Source organism: Streptomyces sp. NBC_01520, from assembly GCF_045040375.1.
Classification (GTDB): domain Bacteria; phylum Actinomycetota; class Actinomycetes; order Streptomycetales; family Streptomycetaceae; genus Streptomyces.
Genome location: NZ_CP109404.1, coordinates 559,182 through 573,453 on the forward strand (window position 1 = coordinate 559,182; position 14,272 = coordinate 573,453).

Annotated in this window: 14 protein-coding genes; 10 read left to right on the forward strand and 4 right to left on the reverse strand. The window is 70.4% G+C overall.

Annotation, left to right across the window (positions count from 1 at the left end; genetic code table 11):
• Positions 1 to 378: 378 nt before the first annotated feature.
• The 9 genes from OG524_RS02355 to fdxA all read left to right on the forward strand — a co-directional run bounded on the left by OG524_RS02355 (position 379) and on the right by fdxA (position 9,329).
• On the forward strand, positions 379 to 1,623 hold the full coding sequence (locus tag OG524_RS02355; RefSeq protein ID WP_405392650.1) for an NAD(P)/FAD-dependent oxidoreductase: 1,245 nt from the start codon (positions 379 to 381) through the stop codon (positions 1,621 to 1,623).
• A 91-nt stretch (positions 1,624 to 1,714) separates the two neighbouring features.
• A complete protein-coding gene (locus OG524_RS02360) occupies positions 1,715 to 2,071 on the forward strand; it encodes a cupin domain-containing protein (RefSeq protein ID WP_405392649.1) in 357 nt (118 codons plus the stop codon).
• Complete coding sequence (locus OG524_RS02365) at positions 2,068 to 3,699, forward strand: class I tRNA ligase family protein (protein WP_405808811.1); 1,632 nt, start codon at positions 2,068 to 2,070, stop codon at positions 3,697 to 3,699. Before OG524_RS02360 ends, OG524_RS02365 begins: the two co-directional genes overlap by 4 nt.
• A gap of 75 nt (positions 3,700 to 3,774) precedes the next feature.
• Positions 3,775 to 4,143: an aspartate 1-decarboxylase gene (panD, locus tag OG524_RS02370; RefSeq protein WP_405392647.1), complete on the forward strand. Its 369-nt coding sequence runs from the start codon at positions 3,775 to 3,777 to the stop codon at positions 4,141 to 4,143.
• A 65-nt stretch (positions 4,144 to 4,208) separates the two neighbouring features.
• Positions 4,209 to 5,540, forward strand: coding sequence for a SidA/IucD/PvdA family monooxygenase (locus tag OG524_RS02375; RefSeq protein ID WP_405392646.1), 1,332 nt, complete (start codon positions 4,209 to 4,211; stop codon positions 5,538 to 5,540).
• Positions 5,537 to 6,619, forward strand: coding sequence for an NAD(P)/FAD-dependent oxidoreductase (locus OG524_RS02380; RefSeq protein ID WP_405808813.1), 1,083 nt, complete (start codon positions 5,537 to 5,539; stop codon positions 6,617 to 6,619). Before OG524_RS02375 ends, OG524_RS02380 begins: the two co-directional genes overlap by 4 nt.
• A complete protein-coding gene (locus OG524_RS02385) occupies positions 6,619 to 7,986 on the forward strand; it encodes a hypothetical protein (RefSeq protein ID WP_405808815.1) in 1,368 nt (455 codons plus the stop codon). Before OG524_RS02380 ends, OG524_RS02385 begins: the two co-directional genes overlap by 1 nt.
• A 117-nt stretch (positions 7,987 to 8,103) precedes the next feature.
• On the forward strand, positions 8,104 to 8,955 hold the full coding sequence (locus tag OG524_RS02390; protein WP_405392643.1) for a VOC family protein: 852 nt from the start codon (positions 8,104 to 8,106) through the stop codon (positions 8,953 to 8,955).
• Positions 8,956 to 9,005: 50 nt separating this feature from the next.
• Positions 9,006 to 9,329 (forward strand): ferredoxin, encoded by a 324-nt coding sequence (gene fdxA / locus OG524_RS02395; RefSeq protein ID WP_405392642.1) that lies wholly within the window; start codon positions 9,006 to 9,008, stop codon positions 9,327 to 9,329.
• A 55-nt stretch (positions 9,330 to 9,384) separates the two neighbouring features.
• On the opposite strand, the gene OG524_RS02400 is transcribed toward fdxA, so the two are convergent.
• Entirely contained in the window at positions 9,385 to 10,302 is a 918-nt protein-coding gene (locus OG524_RS02400; RefSeq protein WP_405392641.1) for a LysR family transcriptional regulator, read from the reverse strand.
• A 92-nt stretch (positions 10,303 to 10,394) separates the two neighbouring features.
• Between OG524_RS02400 and OG524_RS02405 the strand changes: the two genes are divergently transcribed.
• Positions 10,395 to 11,642: a cytochrome P450 gene (locus tag OG524_RS02405; protein WP_405392640.1), complete on the forward strand. Its 1,248-nt coding sequence runs from the start codon at positions 10,395 to 10,397 to the stop codon at positions 11,640 to 11,642.
• Positions 11,643 to 11,711: 69 nt separating this feature from the next.
• Here OG524_RS02405 and OG524_RS02410 read toward each other — a convergent pair whose 3' ends face one another.
• The 3 genes from OG524_RS02410 to OG524_RS02420 all read right to left on the reverse strand — a co-directional run bounded on the left by OG524_RS02410 (position 11,712) and on the right by OG524_RS02420 (position 14,228).
• On the reverse strand, positions 11,712 to 12,539 hold the full coding sequence (locus OG524_RS02410; RefSeq protein ID WP_405392639.1) for a thioesterase family protein: 828 nt from the start codon (positions 12,537 to 12,539) through the stop codon (positions 11,712 to 11,714).
• An 86-nt stretch (positions 12,540 to 12,625) separates the two neighbouring features.
• A complete protein-coding gene (locus tag OG524_RS02415) occupies positions 12,626 to 14,023 on the reverse strand; it encodes an amidase (protein ID WP_405392638.1) in 1,398 nt (465 codons plus the stop codon).
• The gene (locus OG524_RS02420; protein ID WP_405392637.1) at positions 14,010 to 14,228 is read right to left on the reverse strand and encodes a hypothetical protein; all 219 of its coding nucleotides are present in this window, start codon (positions 14,226 to 14,228) and stop codon (positions 14,010 to 14,012) included. Before OG524_RS02420 ends, OG524_RS02415 begins: the two co-directional genes overlap by 14 nt.
• Positions 14,229 to 14,272 lie beyond the last annotated feature (44 nt).

Here is a 14,272-nt window from a genome sequence, read left to right on the forward strand (position 1 = left end):
TCGAGGAGTGAGCGTGGTGGCGACGGATCCTATGAGCAGGACTTCACCGGACACGGTCCGCCGTCGCACCCCCTGCGGTCCTCGCCGCGGATCCGCTACGACCGGCGGTGTGAGGGAAGCCGGGAAGCAGCCGCGCGGCTCTTCCGGGCCGAGCTGACAGCCGCCTTCCCGTAACGGGACCAGGGTCTCCCACCGCTGGTCCACTGCTTGCCCGTGCCCGTACCGCAGGGCAGGCCGCCCGACGCAGCCCTCGCGCCATGCTCCGTCACGGCCTCGCCCGGGACAGCCCCATCGGTTCCACCAGCTCGGATTTCCGGCTGCCCGCCCTCGGGGCAGCCCGCGCAGTCACGCCTTGAAAAGTCTTCTGTGGAGGGTTCCATGGCGACAGCCGAACGTATGGACGTGGTGGTGGTCGGAGGCGGTATCGCCGGTTCCGCCCTCGCGGCGGCACTGGCGGGAGACGGGTACCAGGTGCTGCTCCTGGAGCGGCAGACCGTCTACCGGGACAAGGTCCGCGGCGAGGTGATCAACTGCTGGGGTGTCGTGGAGCTGCTCCAACTCGGCCTGGAGGAATGCCTCCTGAAGGCCGGCGGCACCTACGTCGACCGCTTCGTCGGCTACGACGAGATCGTCGACCCGGAGGTCGCACAGGCCAACGCCATCCCGTTGGACCAGATGATTCCCGGTATCCGCGGGGTGCTCGACGTGGGCCACCCCGAGGCCTGCGAGGCCCTTGCGACCGCCGCGTCCGAAGCGGGCGCCACGGTCGTGCGCGGAATCGGAGACGTCACCGTGACGGGCGGCGCGAATCCCGTCGTCCGCTACGAGTACGACGACGTCGAGTACGACGTACCGTGCCGGATGATCGTGGGCGCGGACGGCCGCACCTCGACCGTACGGCGCCAGCTCGGTGTATCCCTGACCCAGACACCACCGAACTCGCTCGGCGGCGGCATGCTCGTCGAGGACCTTCACGACTGGCCCGTCAACGTCACCTCGATCGGCACCGAGGGGGACCTCCTCTACTTCGTGTTCCCCCGTGAAGGTGCGCGGGCGCGGCTGTATCTGCTGCACGACGTCGCGCAGAAGGGCCGCTTCTCGGGTCCGAACCGCCAGGCCGACTTCCTGGAGGCCTTCCGGTTCCGCTGCATACCCGACAGCGGGATGTTCGCCTCGGCGACCCCTTCCGAGTCCTGCGCCTTCTACCCGATGAACGACGCCTGGACCGACTCGCCCGTGGTGCCCGGCGGCGTCCTGATCGGTGACGCGGCCGGGTGGAGCGATCCGGTCGTGGGACAGGGCCTGTCCATCGCGCTGCGGGACGCCCGCCTGGTACGGGACGCCCTGCGCTCGCACACCGTCTGGTCGCCCGAGGCGCTGGCCCCGTACCGGGAGGAACGCGAGGAGCGCATGCGCCGACTGCGTATCTCCGGAGCGGTCAGGACCACGATGTACATGACGTTCGGCCCCGAAGGCGCGGCCCGCCGCAAGACGTACGCCAAGGCCTGGCCCACCGACCCGGTCCTGGCAGGCTCCCGGCTCGCCACCTTCCAGGGGGCCTTCGGCGTCCCCGACGAATCGTTCGCACCCGAGACCATTCAGCGGCTGTTCGCGCTGAAATAGTCCGCCCCGAAATCCGCCCCGGAACACCACGGGCGCCCGCCCGTACCGCCGTACCGCCGTACCGCCGTACCGAGAAGGAAGGCAACCACTCATGCACGTCAAGACCGATGCCGACGACCTCCGGATCCGTAAGAACGGCTGCGACATCCGTGAGCTCTATCCCTGGAACGACGTCGTCACGCCGCCCTGGAACAGCACCCTGTGCTCGATCCGCCCCACCGAGTCCAGCACGCCGCACGGCCACGCCACCGACGAGACGTTCATCTTCATCAGTGGTGAGGGGTACCTGCGGGTCGGCACCGAGGAGCGGACGATCACGCCCGGAGACGTCGTCTACATCCCGCACGGCACCGACCACGTGGTCACGAACACCAGCGGCTCCCAGCCGCTGTCGTTCGTCAGCATCTACTGGCTCCAGCCCGCGGACGAGAAGCAGGACGCACGATGACCGATCCCTCCGACGGCGCCCCGTCCCCGCAGCGGCGCATCAACGTCACCTTCTCTCCTCCGACCCCCAACGGGGACCTGCACCTGGGCCATCTGGCAGGACCCGTGCTGAACAGCGACGTCTGCGCCCGGTCCCAGAAGATACTGGGGCACGACGTGGCCTTCGCAACGAGCACCGACGACAACCAGACCTATGTCGTCACCACGGCCGAACGGCTCGGCACCATCCCCGAGGCCCTCATCCAGCACGCGCTGGACAGCGTCACCCGGTCCCTCGATCTCGCCGGCGTCGATGTCGACCTCTTCGAACGGCCGGATGCCGAGTACACCGCCTTCGTACGCGGCTTCTTCACCCTCCTGTGGGAGCACGGCGCCTTCGACCTGCGTGAGATCGAGCTGCCGTACGACGCGGAGACCGGCGAGTACAAGGCCGAGGCGTTCGTCACCGGCCGCTGCCCCACCTGCCTGGCCCACGCACGCGCCGGAGTGTGCGAGGCCTGCGGCCTCTACAACCTGCCCGGAGCCCTGCTCCCGGTCGCGGACACGGCGTCCGCGCTGCCGGCCAAGGCCGTCTCCGTCTGGGTCCTGGATCTCGAACGGTACCGGTCGATGATCACCAACTGGTACCGCACGACAGACGTGGAGCTCCGCCCCGACCTGGCGAAGGTCGTCTCCGACACCCTCGCGAGCCGTCTTCCCTACATCCCCCTCACCTACCCCACCGCCTGGGGAATCACGGTGGACTGGGACGGGCCCGACGTACAGCCGCAGGCCATCAACGCCTGGCCGGAGATCTACGTCGGGCACGTGTACTGGCTGCAGCAGGCCCGCATGGACCCGTTCGCCCCGTGCGACGAGCTCGTGCAGTTCATCGGCATCGACAACGGCTTCTACAACGCCTTCGTGTACGTGACTCTCGCGATGCTCGCCGCCCGCCACGGCATGTCGATCTCGCTGCCCAGGACCCGGACCGTCACGAACCAGTACTACATGCTGGAGGGCCGCAAGTTCTCCACCAGCAAGGGCGACGTGCGGTGGGCGAAGGACTACCTCGAAACCGTCGGGCGCGACCGTGCCCGCTTCGTGCTCGGCCTCACGAGCCCGGAGCTCCAGCAGGCCGAGTTCAGCGAACCCATCGCCGCCGCGACGATCGAGGCCCGCTACGACGCCCCGCTACGCGCCATCGTCGACGCCCTCAAGCCCTTGACCGGCCGGCGTATCGGCGCGGCCCCCTCACCCTGGTGGGCCGCCGCAGCCAAGGCGTCACGCGGCCGGTTCGAGGACGCCTACCGGCTGGAGAACTTCAGCGTGCGACGGGCGGCGGAGGCCGTGGCCCTGCATCTGGAGGTACTGGCACTGCGCTGCGACGGGATCCGGCCCGACGACGAGAGCGACGTGGCCGGAGCGCTGCAGTTCCTCTGGACGCTGCGCACCCTGGGCTGGCCGGTCACCCCCGACCTGAGCGAACACATCTCCACGGCCTTCTCGGCCGAGTCCACCATCGGCAAGCCGCCTCTCCTCTCCGACCTCGCCACACCACCGGTGGGCGCGTTCCACGGCCTGACCGTGCCGCCCGCCCCCACCCCCACCGCCGCCGGCATCCCGGCCGCGGAGCCGGCCACCACCTGAGCGGCCCTCGCGCCGATCGGCCACCACCTGAACACCCCTCGCGCCAACTCTCCTCCCACCGACAGGAGTTCCACCATGCTGCGCACCTTCATGAACTCGAAGATCCACCGGGCCACCGTCACCGACAGCAATCTCAACTACGTCGGTTCCATCACCATCTCCCCCGAACTGCTCGACGCGGCCGGCATCGGGATCCACGAACTCGTCCACGTCGTCAACATCAACAACGGCGCCCGCTTCGAGACCTACACGATCCTCGGCCGGCCTGCCGCCAACGAGGTCGTCGTCAACGGGGCCGCCGCCCGCCTCGTCGAGACCGGCGACAAGGTCATCATCATCAGCTACGCCCAGCTCACCCCGGACGAGGTCGCCGACCACAAGTCCCGGGTCGTCCACGTGGACGGCACCAACCTCATCACCGAGACGGCGCTCCTGAGCACCTGACCGGCGCAGTTCACCGATGCCGTACGACGTTCCTGCATACACGACAAGTCGAGGATGCGTGAACCGTGACAAGCCAAACGATCCATCCGGTACTGGGAGTGGGGTTCGGGCCCGCCAACCTCTCGCTGGCGGTCGCGCTCGAGGAGCGCGACCGCGCCGGGACCGCCCACTTCATCGAACGGTCCACCGACTTCCAGTGGCAGCGCGAGCAACTGCTGTCCGGGGCGGACATCCAGAACAATCCCTTTCGCGATCTTGCGATGCCACGTAATCCGGCCAGCCCGCACACCTTCATCAAATACCTGGCGTCCCGGGGCTCGCTGACGGACTATCTGCATCTGAACGCGAAGTTCCCGTTGCGCCGCGAGTACGCCGACTACCTCACCTGGGTCGCCGGCGCCTTCCGGAAGCAGGTGGACTACGGCCGCTCGGCCGTCGGGCTCTCCCTCGTCCAGGGGGACGACGGCGGGGAGGTGTTCCGCGTGGAGACGGACGACGGCGGCCAATACCTCGGCCGGACGGTGTCCGTCGGCACCGGCCGGTCGCCCCGTGTCCCGCCCGCCTTCCAGCGCAGTCTCGGGCCGCGCGTCTTCCACTCCACGCGATACCTCTCGTCCCTCGGGCAACTGGGCGACAGGCCCCTGCGCGTCGTGGTGGTCGGTGCGAGCCAGAGCGCGATCGAGATCATCCTCGATCTGCTGGCGCGCCCTCAGATACGGCAGGTCGTCTCCGTCCACCGCAACATCGGGTTCCGCCTCAAGGACACCAGCCCGTACAGCCGAAGGGTGTTCCTGCCCGAGTTCGTCGACTACTTCCACCCCCTGTCCAGCGCGAAGAAGCGCAGGCTGCGCGACGAGCTGCGTTCCGTCAACTACGCCGCCTGCGACCAGGACGTCATCGACCGCCTGGCCGGCGTACAGCGGGAGTACGAACTGACTGGCTCCGAAAGGCTGTTGATGAAACCCTTCTCCGAGGTGGTCGTCAGCCGGCCCGAAGGACAGGGACAGCGTCTGCTGCTGCGGGACGTCAACCACCTCACCGAGGAGACCCTCGACGCGGATGTGGTCATCCTGGCCACCGGCTTCCGGGACTTCGGCAGTGAGCAGGGCGACGAGCCGTACCACCCACTCCTGGAGGGCATCGCGCATCGGTTGCCGCTCGACGAGGACGGCGTCCCCGTGGTCGCACGGGACTACTCGATCGAGCTCAAGTCCCCTGCGGACAGCCCGCAACCGCTCCGGATCTATCTGAACGGGCTCTGCGAGGCGAGCCACGGCATGGGTGACGCCGGTGCCCTGGCCATGCTGTCCGTCCGGGCGACGGACATCGCCGACTCGCTCCAGCGTGACCTGGTGCGCGACCACGAGGAACTAGTGGCCTCCGGGACCTCCCCGTGAGCCACCCCGGCGTCACCGCGGACGTCGCCGTCGTCGGCGGGGGCATCATCGGGCTGGCCACGGCCGAACGGCTGACCGCCGCCGGCCTCAGCGTGGCCGTGGTCGACGAGGCCGGCATCGCCGGAGGCGCCACAGGTGTCTCCGGCGGTCTCGTCCGCGCCTTCGCCCCGTCCGACGGCGACGAGGACTTCGCGTCCGCCGGACTGGCCGTCTACCGGAGGCGGGGATGGCACGGCAGATGGCCCGCCGTAAGGGGCCGGGGCAGCCTCACCTTCCTCGCGCCCGGCGAGTGTGCGGCGGCCCTCACCCGGGTGGCATCGCTCCTGGGAGCGGGGAACCGGGCGGAGATCCTCGCCGCCGACAGGATCGGCGTGCGCTTCCCCGGGCTGCGCGCGGTCCCGGGCGAGTACGCCGTGTACGAGCCGGAGGCCGGCTGGCTGCCGGTGCACGACGTGGCCGCCGCCATGGTCGAGGACGCCGGGACGCGCCTGCGTGTTCTACGAGCACGTGCCACGCACCTGCTCACCTCGGGTGCCCGCGTGGTCGGAGTGGGGACGGACACCGGCACGGTCGGGGCACGGGCCGTCCTGCTCGCGGCCGGTACCGGCAGCACTCCCTTGGCGGCGGGCGTGGGCGTCCATCTGCCGCTGCACACCCGGGCGGTGGGCTACTGCCTCTTCCGGCTCCAGGACGGGGCGTCGTCCCTCGCGCTGCCGGCGGTCGTCGACCGGGCCACCGGTGCGTGGCTGCGCCCGTGGGACAACGCGTCCGTCGTGCTGGCGGGTGCCTTCTCGCCGCTGACGGGTGTGCCCGCCACGGTGCGCGGCGACGTTCCGCACGAGGAGGTGGAACGGGTCCGCGACATCCTGCTTCCGCGTTTCCCTCAACTGGCCGGAGCCTCGGCCGTGGGCGGCGTGGCGGCCTACGACGCGATGTCTCCGGAGGGGCCCGCTTCGGTGGGCGTACGGTCCGAGGTGGACGGCCTGGTCACCGCGACGGGCTGGAACGGCGGCGGCTTCAAACTGGCGCCCGCGGTCGGCGAGCGCGCCGCCGGACTGCTGCGGGAGGCGATGGCCTGATGCCCGGCGCCGTACGCCTCAACCCCACCGACGAAATGCTGCACGCCGCGGCCGACACCCTCGGCTCCAGCCGGATCGTGCAGGTCCTGTGGTCCTTCGACCGTCCGGTGCCCCGTCACACGCTCGAAGCGGAATGGGAGCGCCTCGACCAGGGTCGTCTCAGCCGCCGGGCGGCCCTCTCACGGGTCCCGGGAGCGCGGCGCAGCTGGGTCCGGGCCCACAACACGGAGCGGTTGGACACCACCGCGCGACCGGTGACGGCCGACACGCTGATGGAATGGGCCGACCGGGAGGTGAGGGTTCCGTTGCCGCCCGGATCGAGCGCGCTGTGGCGGCTGGCCGCCGCACCGTACGGCAGCGGCAGCGTCGTCTCGTTGGCCGTGCCGCACTTCCGCTGCGACGGACTGGGCATTTTCGACGCCATCGCCTCCGGCGGTCTGCCGGACCGGACCGTGCCTGAAGCCGCCATCGCCTCCGGCCGCCCGCCGGACGCTTCAGGCCCGCTGGGTGACGCGGTCGACGTCCTGCGGCAGGCCGCACGTGCCGGCGTCGACACCGCTCGGTGGCTGCCGCGCCTTCTGGGCAGTCCCGCCGAACGGGCCGGACTGGCCGCGGCACTGCGCCGGCCTCCGGCGGGTCCGCCGGTCGCGGGTGAACCGCGCTTCTTCACGTCGCTGATCGTCGAGACGGACGCGATCGCGTGGGAGGAGAAGGCCCGCGCCCGGGGCGGGACGGTGAACAGCCTGTTCATCGAGATCGCCGCCAATCTGGTCCGCGCCGCCGTCCGCACGGGCGCCCCCACGCCGATCGAGGTGGGGCTGCCGATGACCCTGCGGGAATCGAAGGACGACGGGCGGGCCAATGCCCTGGTCGTCCTGCCGTTGACGGTCCAGGGCGGCCCCCCGCGGCACTCCGGCCTCCGACGGACCCGGGACGCGACCAGGGAGTTGCTGAGCCGCACGGGAGAGCGGGGCAGCACTCTGGTCCCGGAGGCCCTGTGGCATCTGCTTCCGGCCGGGCGCTCTCACCGGCTGCTGCGACCGGGGGCGCAGCAGACCGATGTCGTCGCCTCCAACTTCGGCCGGACGCCCGACGCGGTGGCCCGTTTCACCGGGCGGCCGGCGGACGGCGTCGCCGTACGGACCATGAACGTGCCCGGTGTGGTGGCGGACCGGGCCCGCATTCGCGCGTCGCTGTGTCTGGTCCGCACCGGCGACAGGATGGCGGTGACCGTCACCGGCATGCCGGACCACTTCGGTGACGGCTCGTCCCTGGCCCGCCTGGTGGGCGAGGAACTGTCCGCCTGGGGGCTGCGTGCGGACCGGTGGTGGGGCGCCGGGCCGACCCCGCACGCGCGGGATGCCTAGGGGGCCTCGTACGGAGGTGCCGGGCGCGGCACGGGGCTGCCCGCGCTCCGCCCGTCCTCCCGTACCTGCCGCCCCTGCGGTTCGCCCGGTCCGACCGAAGAGAGAAGGTACCGGTTCATGTCGGCAGCACCCAAGACCACTCCCCTGCCTGAGCGGTGGTTCCGGGCTACCCCGGACTCCGCCGTGCTGTCCCGCCCCCGTCTGCTCGCCCGTTCCCTCATCCACCTCACCGACCTCGACGGGCGGATCGGCTTCTACGAGGAGCTGACCGGGACCGCCGCGGATCTTCGTATGCCCATCCCGGATTTCGGCGGCCTCGAACTCGCGGCGGTGGGGAACATGCTGTTGATCGCGAGCATCAGGCCGTTCACCGACATCCAGCGGCGGACCGCGCACTCCGTCATCGTGCCTGCTCTGACGCGGCAGTTGGACCGTCTGCGTGATGCCGGGGCCACGGTCCTCGAACCGCCCGAGACGATCCTCCCCGGCAGTCGTGCCCGGGTGCGTTACCCCGACGGGACCGTCGCCGAGCTGGTCGAGCACCGGCCGCAGCCGGGCGAGCGTCCGCGTCCCTCCTCCCGCCCTGCGGTCCGCGGTGCGGAGCCGGTCCTGCTCGTCCGCAGGGTGGTGAGTGCCTCGGCGTTCCCGGCAGCCGTCGCCCTGTACGAGACGGCCCTGGGCACCCGCTGTGACACCCGCATCCGGCTGGACGGCGCCTTCCCCGTCGAGCTGGCGACCGTCGGCAGTCTCCTGGTCGTCGGCACCGACGGCCCGGAGTTCACCCGGAGTGCGGACGTCGGCCTGGCTCTGGTGACGACCGTTCCGCTGGAGCGCGCGTACGGCGTGCCGGTGCCGTTGGACGGTTCCGCCTCCGCCGGGCGCCACCTCGTGGTGCTCCGGGACGGCACGCTCGCCGAGGTGTGGGACGCCTCCGTCGGCCTGCGTCCGGCGGCGACACCTGGACCGTGAATTTCCGGCCGGCCCGTCAGCCGTCCGGTCCGTCGAATCCGGAGCGAGTCATGACCTATGTGATTGCCCAGCCGTGCGTCGATATCAAGGACAAGGCGTGCATCGACGAATGCCCTGTCGACTGCATTTACGAGGGTCCCCGCAAGCTGTACATCCACCCCGACGAATGTGTCGACTGCGGGGCGTGCGAACCGGTCTGCCCGGTGGAGGCCGTCTTCTACGAGGACGATCTTCCCGAGGAAATGCATTCCTACCGTGTCGCCGACCGCGAGATCTTCGACGTACTGGGATCTCCCGGCGGTTCACGCGAACACGACACGCTTTCCAGGGATCACGCAGTGGTCGAGGCCGAGCCTCTTCAGGCTCCCGCTTGAGAAAGTCACCGAAAGAGGATTCCGGGCGAAATCCCTGTGCCACGCGTTCCCCCTGTCAGACAGCCGCCGCGTAGGCGGAGGCGTTTGCATGACAGAACGCCGCGAAGGCGGCGGCCCGGCGGGTCAGTCTGCTGCCCGTCGGGCGGGCCAGCACGACGGGCAGCGGGCGCACCGTGTCCTTGATGCGCCGGACCGCCAGCGCGCGCCCTTCGTAGCTGACGTCGGGCCTGGGGTGCTGGATCAGCAGGGAGTAGCCGACGCCCCGGGCTACGAGACTGCGGACCATCTCGAAGCTTTCCGTGCGGTGCCGTACGACCGGGGTGACGCCGGCCGAGGCGAGTACGTCGGTGAAGTAGCTCAGGCTGGGCGGGACGTCGAGCGCGATCATGTCGAGGCCGGCGAGATCCGCGAGCCGGATCTCCTCCTGCTCCGCCAGGGGGTGCCCGGAGGGAAGCAGCACGTGGGGCCGTGTTTCGTAGAGCGTGTCGAAGTCGACCCCGGGCTGGATGTCCACGCCGTACAGCACGGCCAGTTCGCACCGCCCTTCACGCAGGAGGCCCTGCAGGTCCGTGAGGGAGCCTTCCACGAAGTCGAGCGTCACCCGCGTGTGGGCGGCCTGGAACTCCTCCAGGAGCCCGGGGACCAGGAACGGCGCGATCGTGGTGAAGCAGCCGATCACCAGCCGCCCGGCCGGCGCCTGGCCGATGTCCCGCATGCCGGACTGGAGTTCGTCGGTGCGGGCGAGCAGCGCGCGTGCTTCCGGGAGGAGATGCCGTCCGGCTTCGGTGAGGGCCAGCCCTTTGGCCTTGGAGCGGAGCAGCAGCTGTACGCCGATCCGGGTTTCCAGCTGTGCGATGGCGACGGACACGGCGCCCTGGGACACGTACAGATGGCGGGCCGCCCCGGTCATGGTCCCGGCCTCCGCGCAGGCCACGAAGTAGTGCAGCTGACGCAGACTGATTCTGTCGGTCATGAGCAAATCCTATAACGGGGTTCACCATTATGACGTTTTCAAGTCCGATGAAACACAAGACAATTGGATGACCGAGTCCAGGAGGTTGTGCAATGACATCGACCAACACGGCGGCATCGTGCCCGGTACATCACAGTTTCGACCCGCTGGGCGAACCGTATATCGCGGACCCCTACCCGATTCATTCCGCTGTACGTGAAGAGGTTCCGGCCTTCTACGCCGCGGCGATCGACATGTGGGTGATCACTCGGTACGACGACATCGAGGCGGTCCTCAAGGACCCGGGGACATTCTCCGCGGCTGTGGGGCAGCGCCCTGTCTTTCCGATGTCGGAGGAGGCGCAGGGAATCCTCAAGGAGGGTTTCCACGCCTACCCGGTGATGTCGGACTGTGACCCGCCCCGCCACACACGCATCCGGAAGCACAACATGACGGGCTTCTCCCCCCGTCGCATCGCCACCCTGGAACCGAAGGTCTGGGCCAAGGCGACCGAGCTGGTGGATGCCGTCGAGCCCGGTCAGGTGGATCTGGTGGCGGCGCTGACCTACCCGTTGCCCGCGTACATGATCTTCACCTTCATCGGGTTCCCCGACGAGGACATGGACATGCTGAAGGGCTGGTGCGGCAATCGCATCGCGTTCAGCTGGGGCCGTCCGAGCGCCGACGAGCAGCGTGAGATCGCGACGAACATGACGCACTACTGGAAGTACTGCGAGGACTTCGTCGCCCGGCGGGCGGCGGAGCCGGTCGACGACTTCACCAGCGACCTGATCCGGATCCACCTGGCCGATCCGGACGCGCTGTCGCTGGCCGACATCACCAACGTCGCGTACGGCCTGAGCTTCGCCGGCCACGAGACCACGACGAGCTTCACCGGCAACGCGATACGCCAGCTGCTGTCCGACCCGGAGCAGTGGTCCGCCATATGCGCGGACCGCTCGCTCATCCCCAAGGCGATCGAGGAACTGCTGCGCTACGACAGCAGCATTCCCGCGTGGCGGCGGATCACCACCCGTGCGGTCGATGTCGGCGGCGTACGGGTCCCCGCCGAGGCCAAGGTCCTGATCCTCCTCGGAGCGGCCAACCGGGATCCGAAGCACTTCGAGGAACCGGAGAGCTTCGACATCACCCGGGGCGACGCCCGACGCCATCTCGCCTTCGGGAAGGGCATCCACTACTGCATCGGCGCCCCGTTGGCGCGGATGGAGGCGCGCATCGCGCTCGACCTGCTCGCCCAGCGTGCCCCGGACGTACGGATGGTGGCGGACCAGGACTTCGACTTCCCGGCCAACGTCTCGTTCCGCGGGCCCCGGAGCCTGCTCGTCGACTGGCCCGGCTGAGCCACGACACGTCGGCGCGGCCGGCTGCGGGCCCTGTCCCGCAGCCGGCCGCGCCGAGGCGCCCCCTGTTCAGCTGCGGGTCCCGCGTTCAGTGACCAGCAGGGTCTGCAGGACCCGGCCGCAGTCGCCGGTGGCGTCGTCGAGCTGCCCGAGGGCCAGGCCCGAACCGGCGGGACTCGCCGCGGTGTCCGAGCGCAGGCACAGCCACTCGCCCACCGGGTCGCGGTGCAGGGCGAGAGTGATGTCCGTGTTGATGACGAGTCCCGCGTGGTGGTCGAGTTCGAACGCGACGGCCCAGCTGCTGTCGGCCACCGTGAGTGCCCGTGTCAACGGGGTGTCCTGTGCGCCCTCGACGAGCCGGATGCGCTGGCGCACCCAGGCGGTCCCGGGACCGAGCGAGTCGAAACCCTTGCCGGGCTCGAAGCGCCACTCCATGGCCGCGACATAGCCGTCGAGGTGGGCGTCGGCCATGGTGTGCGGCGCCTGCGGGCCCGGCCGTTCCGGCGCCGCCGGCGCGGGGCACAGTGACGGCGTCTCGGGTGGGCTGGTGACCAGCCGCCAGGCGCGTGCCACCAGCACCGGGGCGCCCTCCGACGTCATCTCGCCCTCCAGGATCTCCGTACGGCCGCCGGAGCGGACGGTCCGCACCTGGATCTCCAGATCCGCGACGGGCACCGGGCGCAGGAGTTCCACGGTGACGCGGGCGATGCGCATCCCGGGCCGGGGGGCGTGCTGTTCCATGGCTCGGCCCATGAGTGCGGAGGGTGGACCGCCGTGCTGGGTCTTGGCGCTCCAGGGTCCCGCCGTGGCCGCTGTGCTCGCGAAGCGGCCGTCGCCCAGGTCGTGGTAGAAGGCGTTCGCCGTCGTGGCGGGCAGGGGCGACGGTCCGGTGTTCATGCGGGGTCCCTTTCGGTGCTCGGTGCCCGTTCGGCGAGGGCGTAGCGGCAGTATGCGGTGTGCAGTGGGCGATGCGTACGCGGTTGTCAGCGATGTGTTCCGGTCCCGTTCGCGGGGGCTGGCCGTCCCGTGTCGTCCCGGGACCTCTCGAATACGGAACCGGTGCGCAGGAGGGTGGACTCGTCGAACGGGCGGGCCATCAGCTGCATGCCGATGGGCATGCCGTCCGAGTCCCGCGCGACGGGCACGGAGAGCGTGGGGAACCCCGTCACGTTGCCGGGTGCGGAGAGCCGTACGTACGCGGAGGTGACCGATTCGGTGTAGCCGTCGGGCCAGTTGACGGTGTCCTGGTCCCGTGGCACCGCGGTCAGGGGCACGGTGGGTGCGGCGATCACGTCGGCCTCGTCGAACAGGCCGAGCCAGGCCTGACGGATCAGGGTGCGGGAGCGCTGGGCGCGGAGATGGTCCTGGGCCCGGATGTGCGCTCCCGCCTCCAGCAGGAGACGTACGTCCGGCCCGTAGAGGTGGGGCACCTCCCGCAGTCCGCGCTCGTGGACGGCTGACGCCTCCGGAGCCATCAGCCCCCAGTGGGTGGCCTCCATGTGTTCCGTGAGGGGCGGGACCACGGGCACGGTCGTGGCGCCCAGCGCCCGGAGGTCTTCGATGGCCTGCCGGACCGCCCCTTCCACCTGCGGATCGACGTGCTCGAAGAAGAAGGCGGCCGGGACGCCGACGCGCAGGCCCAGCAGGTCACCGCGCGTCCCGGCGGACCGGCGCGGTGTCCCTGGGGCCTGGTGCACCTGATCCGCGAGGACCCGCAGCACCAGGCCGGCGTCCTCGGCCGTCCGGGTCAGCGTGCCGACGGTGTCCAGGGACCATGACAAGGGGGCGACCCCGGCGCAGGGGACGAGCCCGTAGGTGGGCTTGAGGCCGACGACGCCGTTCAGCGCCGCCGGAACCCGTACGGAGCCTCCCGTGTCCGTGCCGAGGGCGAAGAGGGCGGAACCGGCGGCCACCGCGACCGCCGATCCCCCGCTGGATCCACCGGCCGTACGCTCCGCCCGCCAGGCGTTGAACGTCTGCGGGGTGAGCAGGCCGTAGGCGAACTCATGTGTCTGGGTCTTGCCCACCAGCACGGCACCGGCCCGCGCGAGCCGGGCGGCCACCGTGCTGTCCTGGCCCGGTACACGGCCTTCCCACGCCCGTGAACCGGCCGTGGTCGGTATCCCGGCGGTGTCGATCACGTCTTTGAGGCCGTAGGGGATGCCGTGCAGCGGGCCACGGTAGTCACCCTCGCGGATCTCGCGCTCCGCCTGTGCGGCGGCTTTCCTCGCTCCGTCCGCGTCCACGGTGGCGTAGGCGTTGAGCCGTTCTTCGCTCGCCTCGCAGCGGTTCAGGACGGACTCGACGAGCTCGACGGGCGACAACTCGCGCCCGCCGACGGCGGCAGCGGCCTCTTCGACCGTCAACTCACAGGGCAGCATGGGACGTTCCGGCCTCGGTACGGAAGTCGGTGCCTGCGGCGCTGTACGCCGACGACGGTGCCACACCTTCGAGGTCGAGCCCGTGCAGCCCGGCCAGGATGCCGTCGAGCCAACCGGCCAGTTCCGACACCCGGTCGGTCCAGCCGGCTTCGGGCGCGGGTTCCTGCGGTGCCGCGGGCGGACGGGGACCGTACGAGGAAGCCATCGAGGGTTCCTTACGCGAGGCTGTGCGGGCAGGGAGGAGCCCGG

Coding starts and splice junctions, on each gene's coding strand:
- OG524_RS02355 (WP_405392650.1), top strand. CDS start 379: ATGGCGACAGCCGAACGTATGGACGTGGTGGTGGTCGGAGGCGGTATC.
- OG524_RS02360 (WP_405392649.1), top strand. CDS start 1,715: ATGCACGTCAAGACCGATGCCGACGACCTCCGGATCCGTAAGAACGGC.
- OG524_RS02365 (WP_405808811.1), top strand. CDS start 2,068: ATGACCGATCCCTCCGACGGCGCCCCGTCCCCGCAGCGGCGCATCAAC.
- panD (WP_405392647.1), top strand. CDS start 3,775: ATGCTGCGCACCTTCATGAACTCGAAGATCCACCGGGCCACCGTCACC.
- OG524_RS02385 (WP_405808815.1), top strand. CDS start 6,619: ATGCCCGGCGCCGTACGCCTCAACCCCACCGACGAAATGCTGCACGCC.
- OG524_RS02390 (WP_405392643.1), top strand. CDS start 8,104: ATGTCGGCAGCACCCAAGACCACTCCCCTGCCTGAGCGGTGGTTCCGG.
- fdxA (WP_405392642.1), top strand. CDS start 9,006: ATGACCTATGTGATTGCCCAGCCGTGCGTCGATATCAAGGACAAGGCG.
- OG524_RS02400 (WP_405392641.1), bottom strand. CDS start 10,302: ATGACCGACAGAATCAGTCTGCGTCAGCTGCACTACTTCGTGGCCTGC.
- OG524_RS02405 (WP_405392640.1), top strand. CDS start 10,395: ATGACATCGACCAACACGGCGGCATCGTGCCCGGTACATCACAGTTTC.
- OG524_RS02410 (WP_405392639.1), bottom strand. CDS start 12,539: ATGAACACCGGACCGTCGCCCCTGCCCGCCACGACGGCGAACGCCTTC.
- OG524_RS02415 (WP_405392638.1), bottom strand. CDS start 14,023: ATGCTGCCCTGTGAGTTGACGGTCGAAGAGGCCGCTGCCGCCGTCGGC.
- OG524_RS02420 (WP_405392637.1), bottom strand. CDS start 14,228: ATGGCTTCCTCGTACGGTCCCCGTCCGCCCGCGGCACCGCAGGAACCC.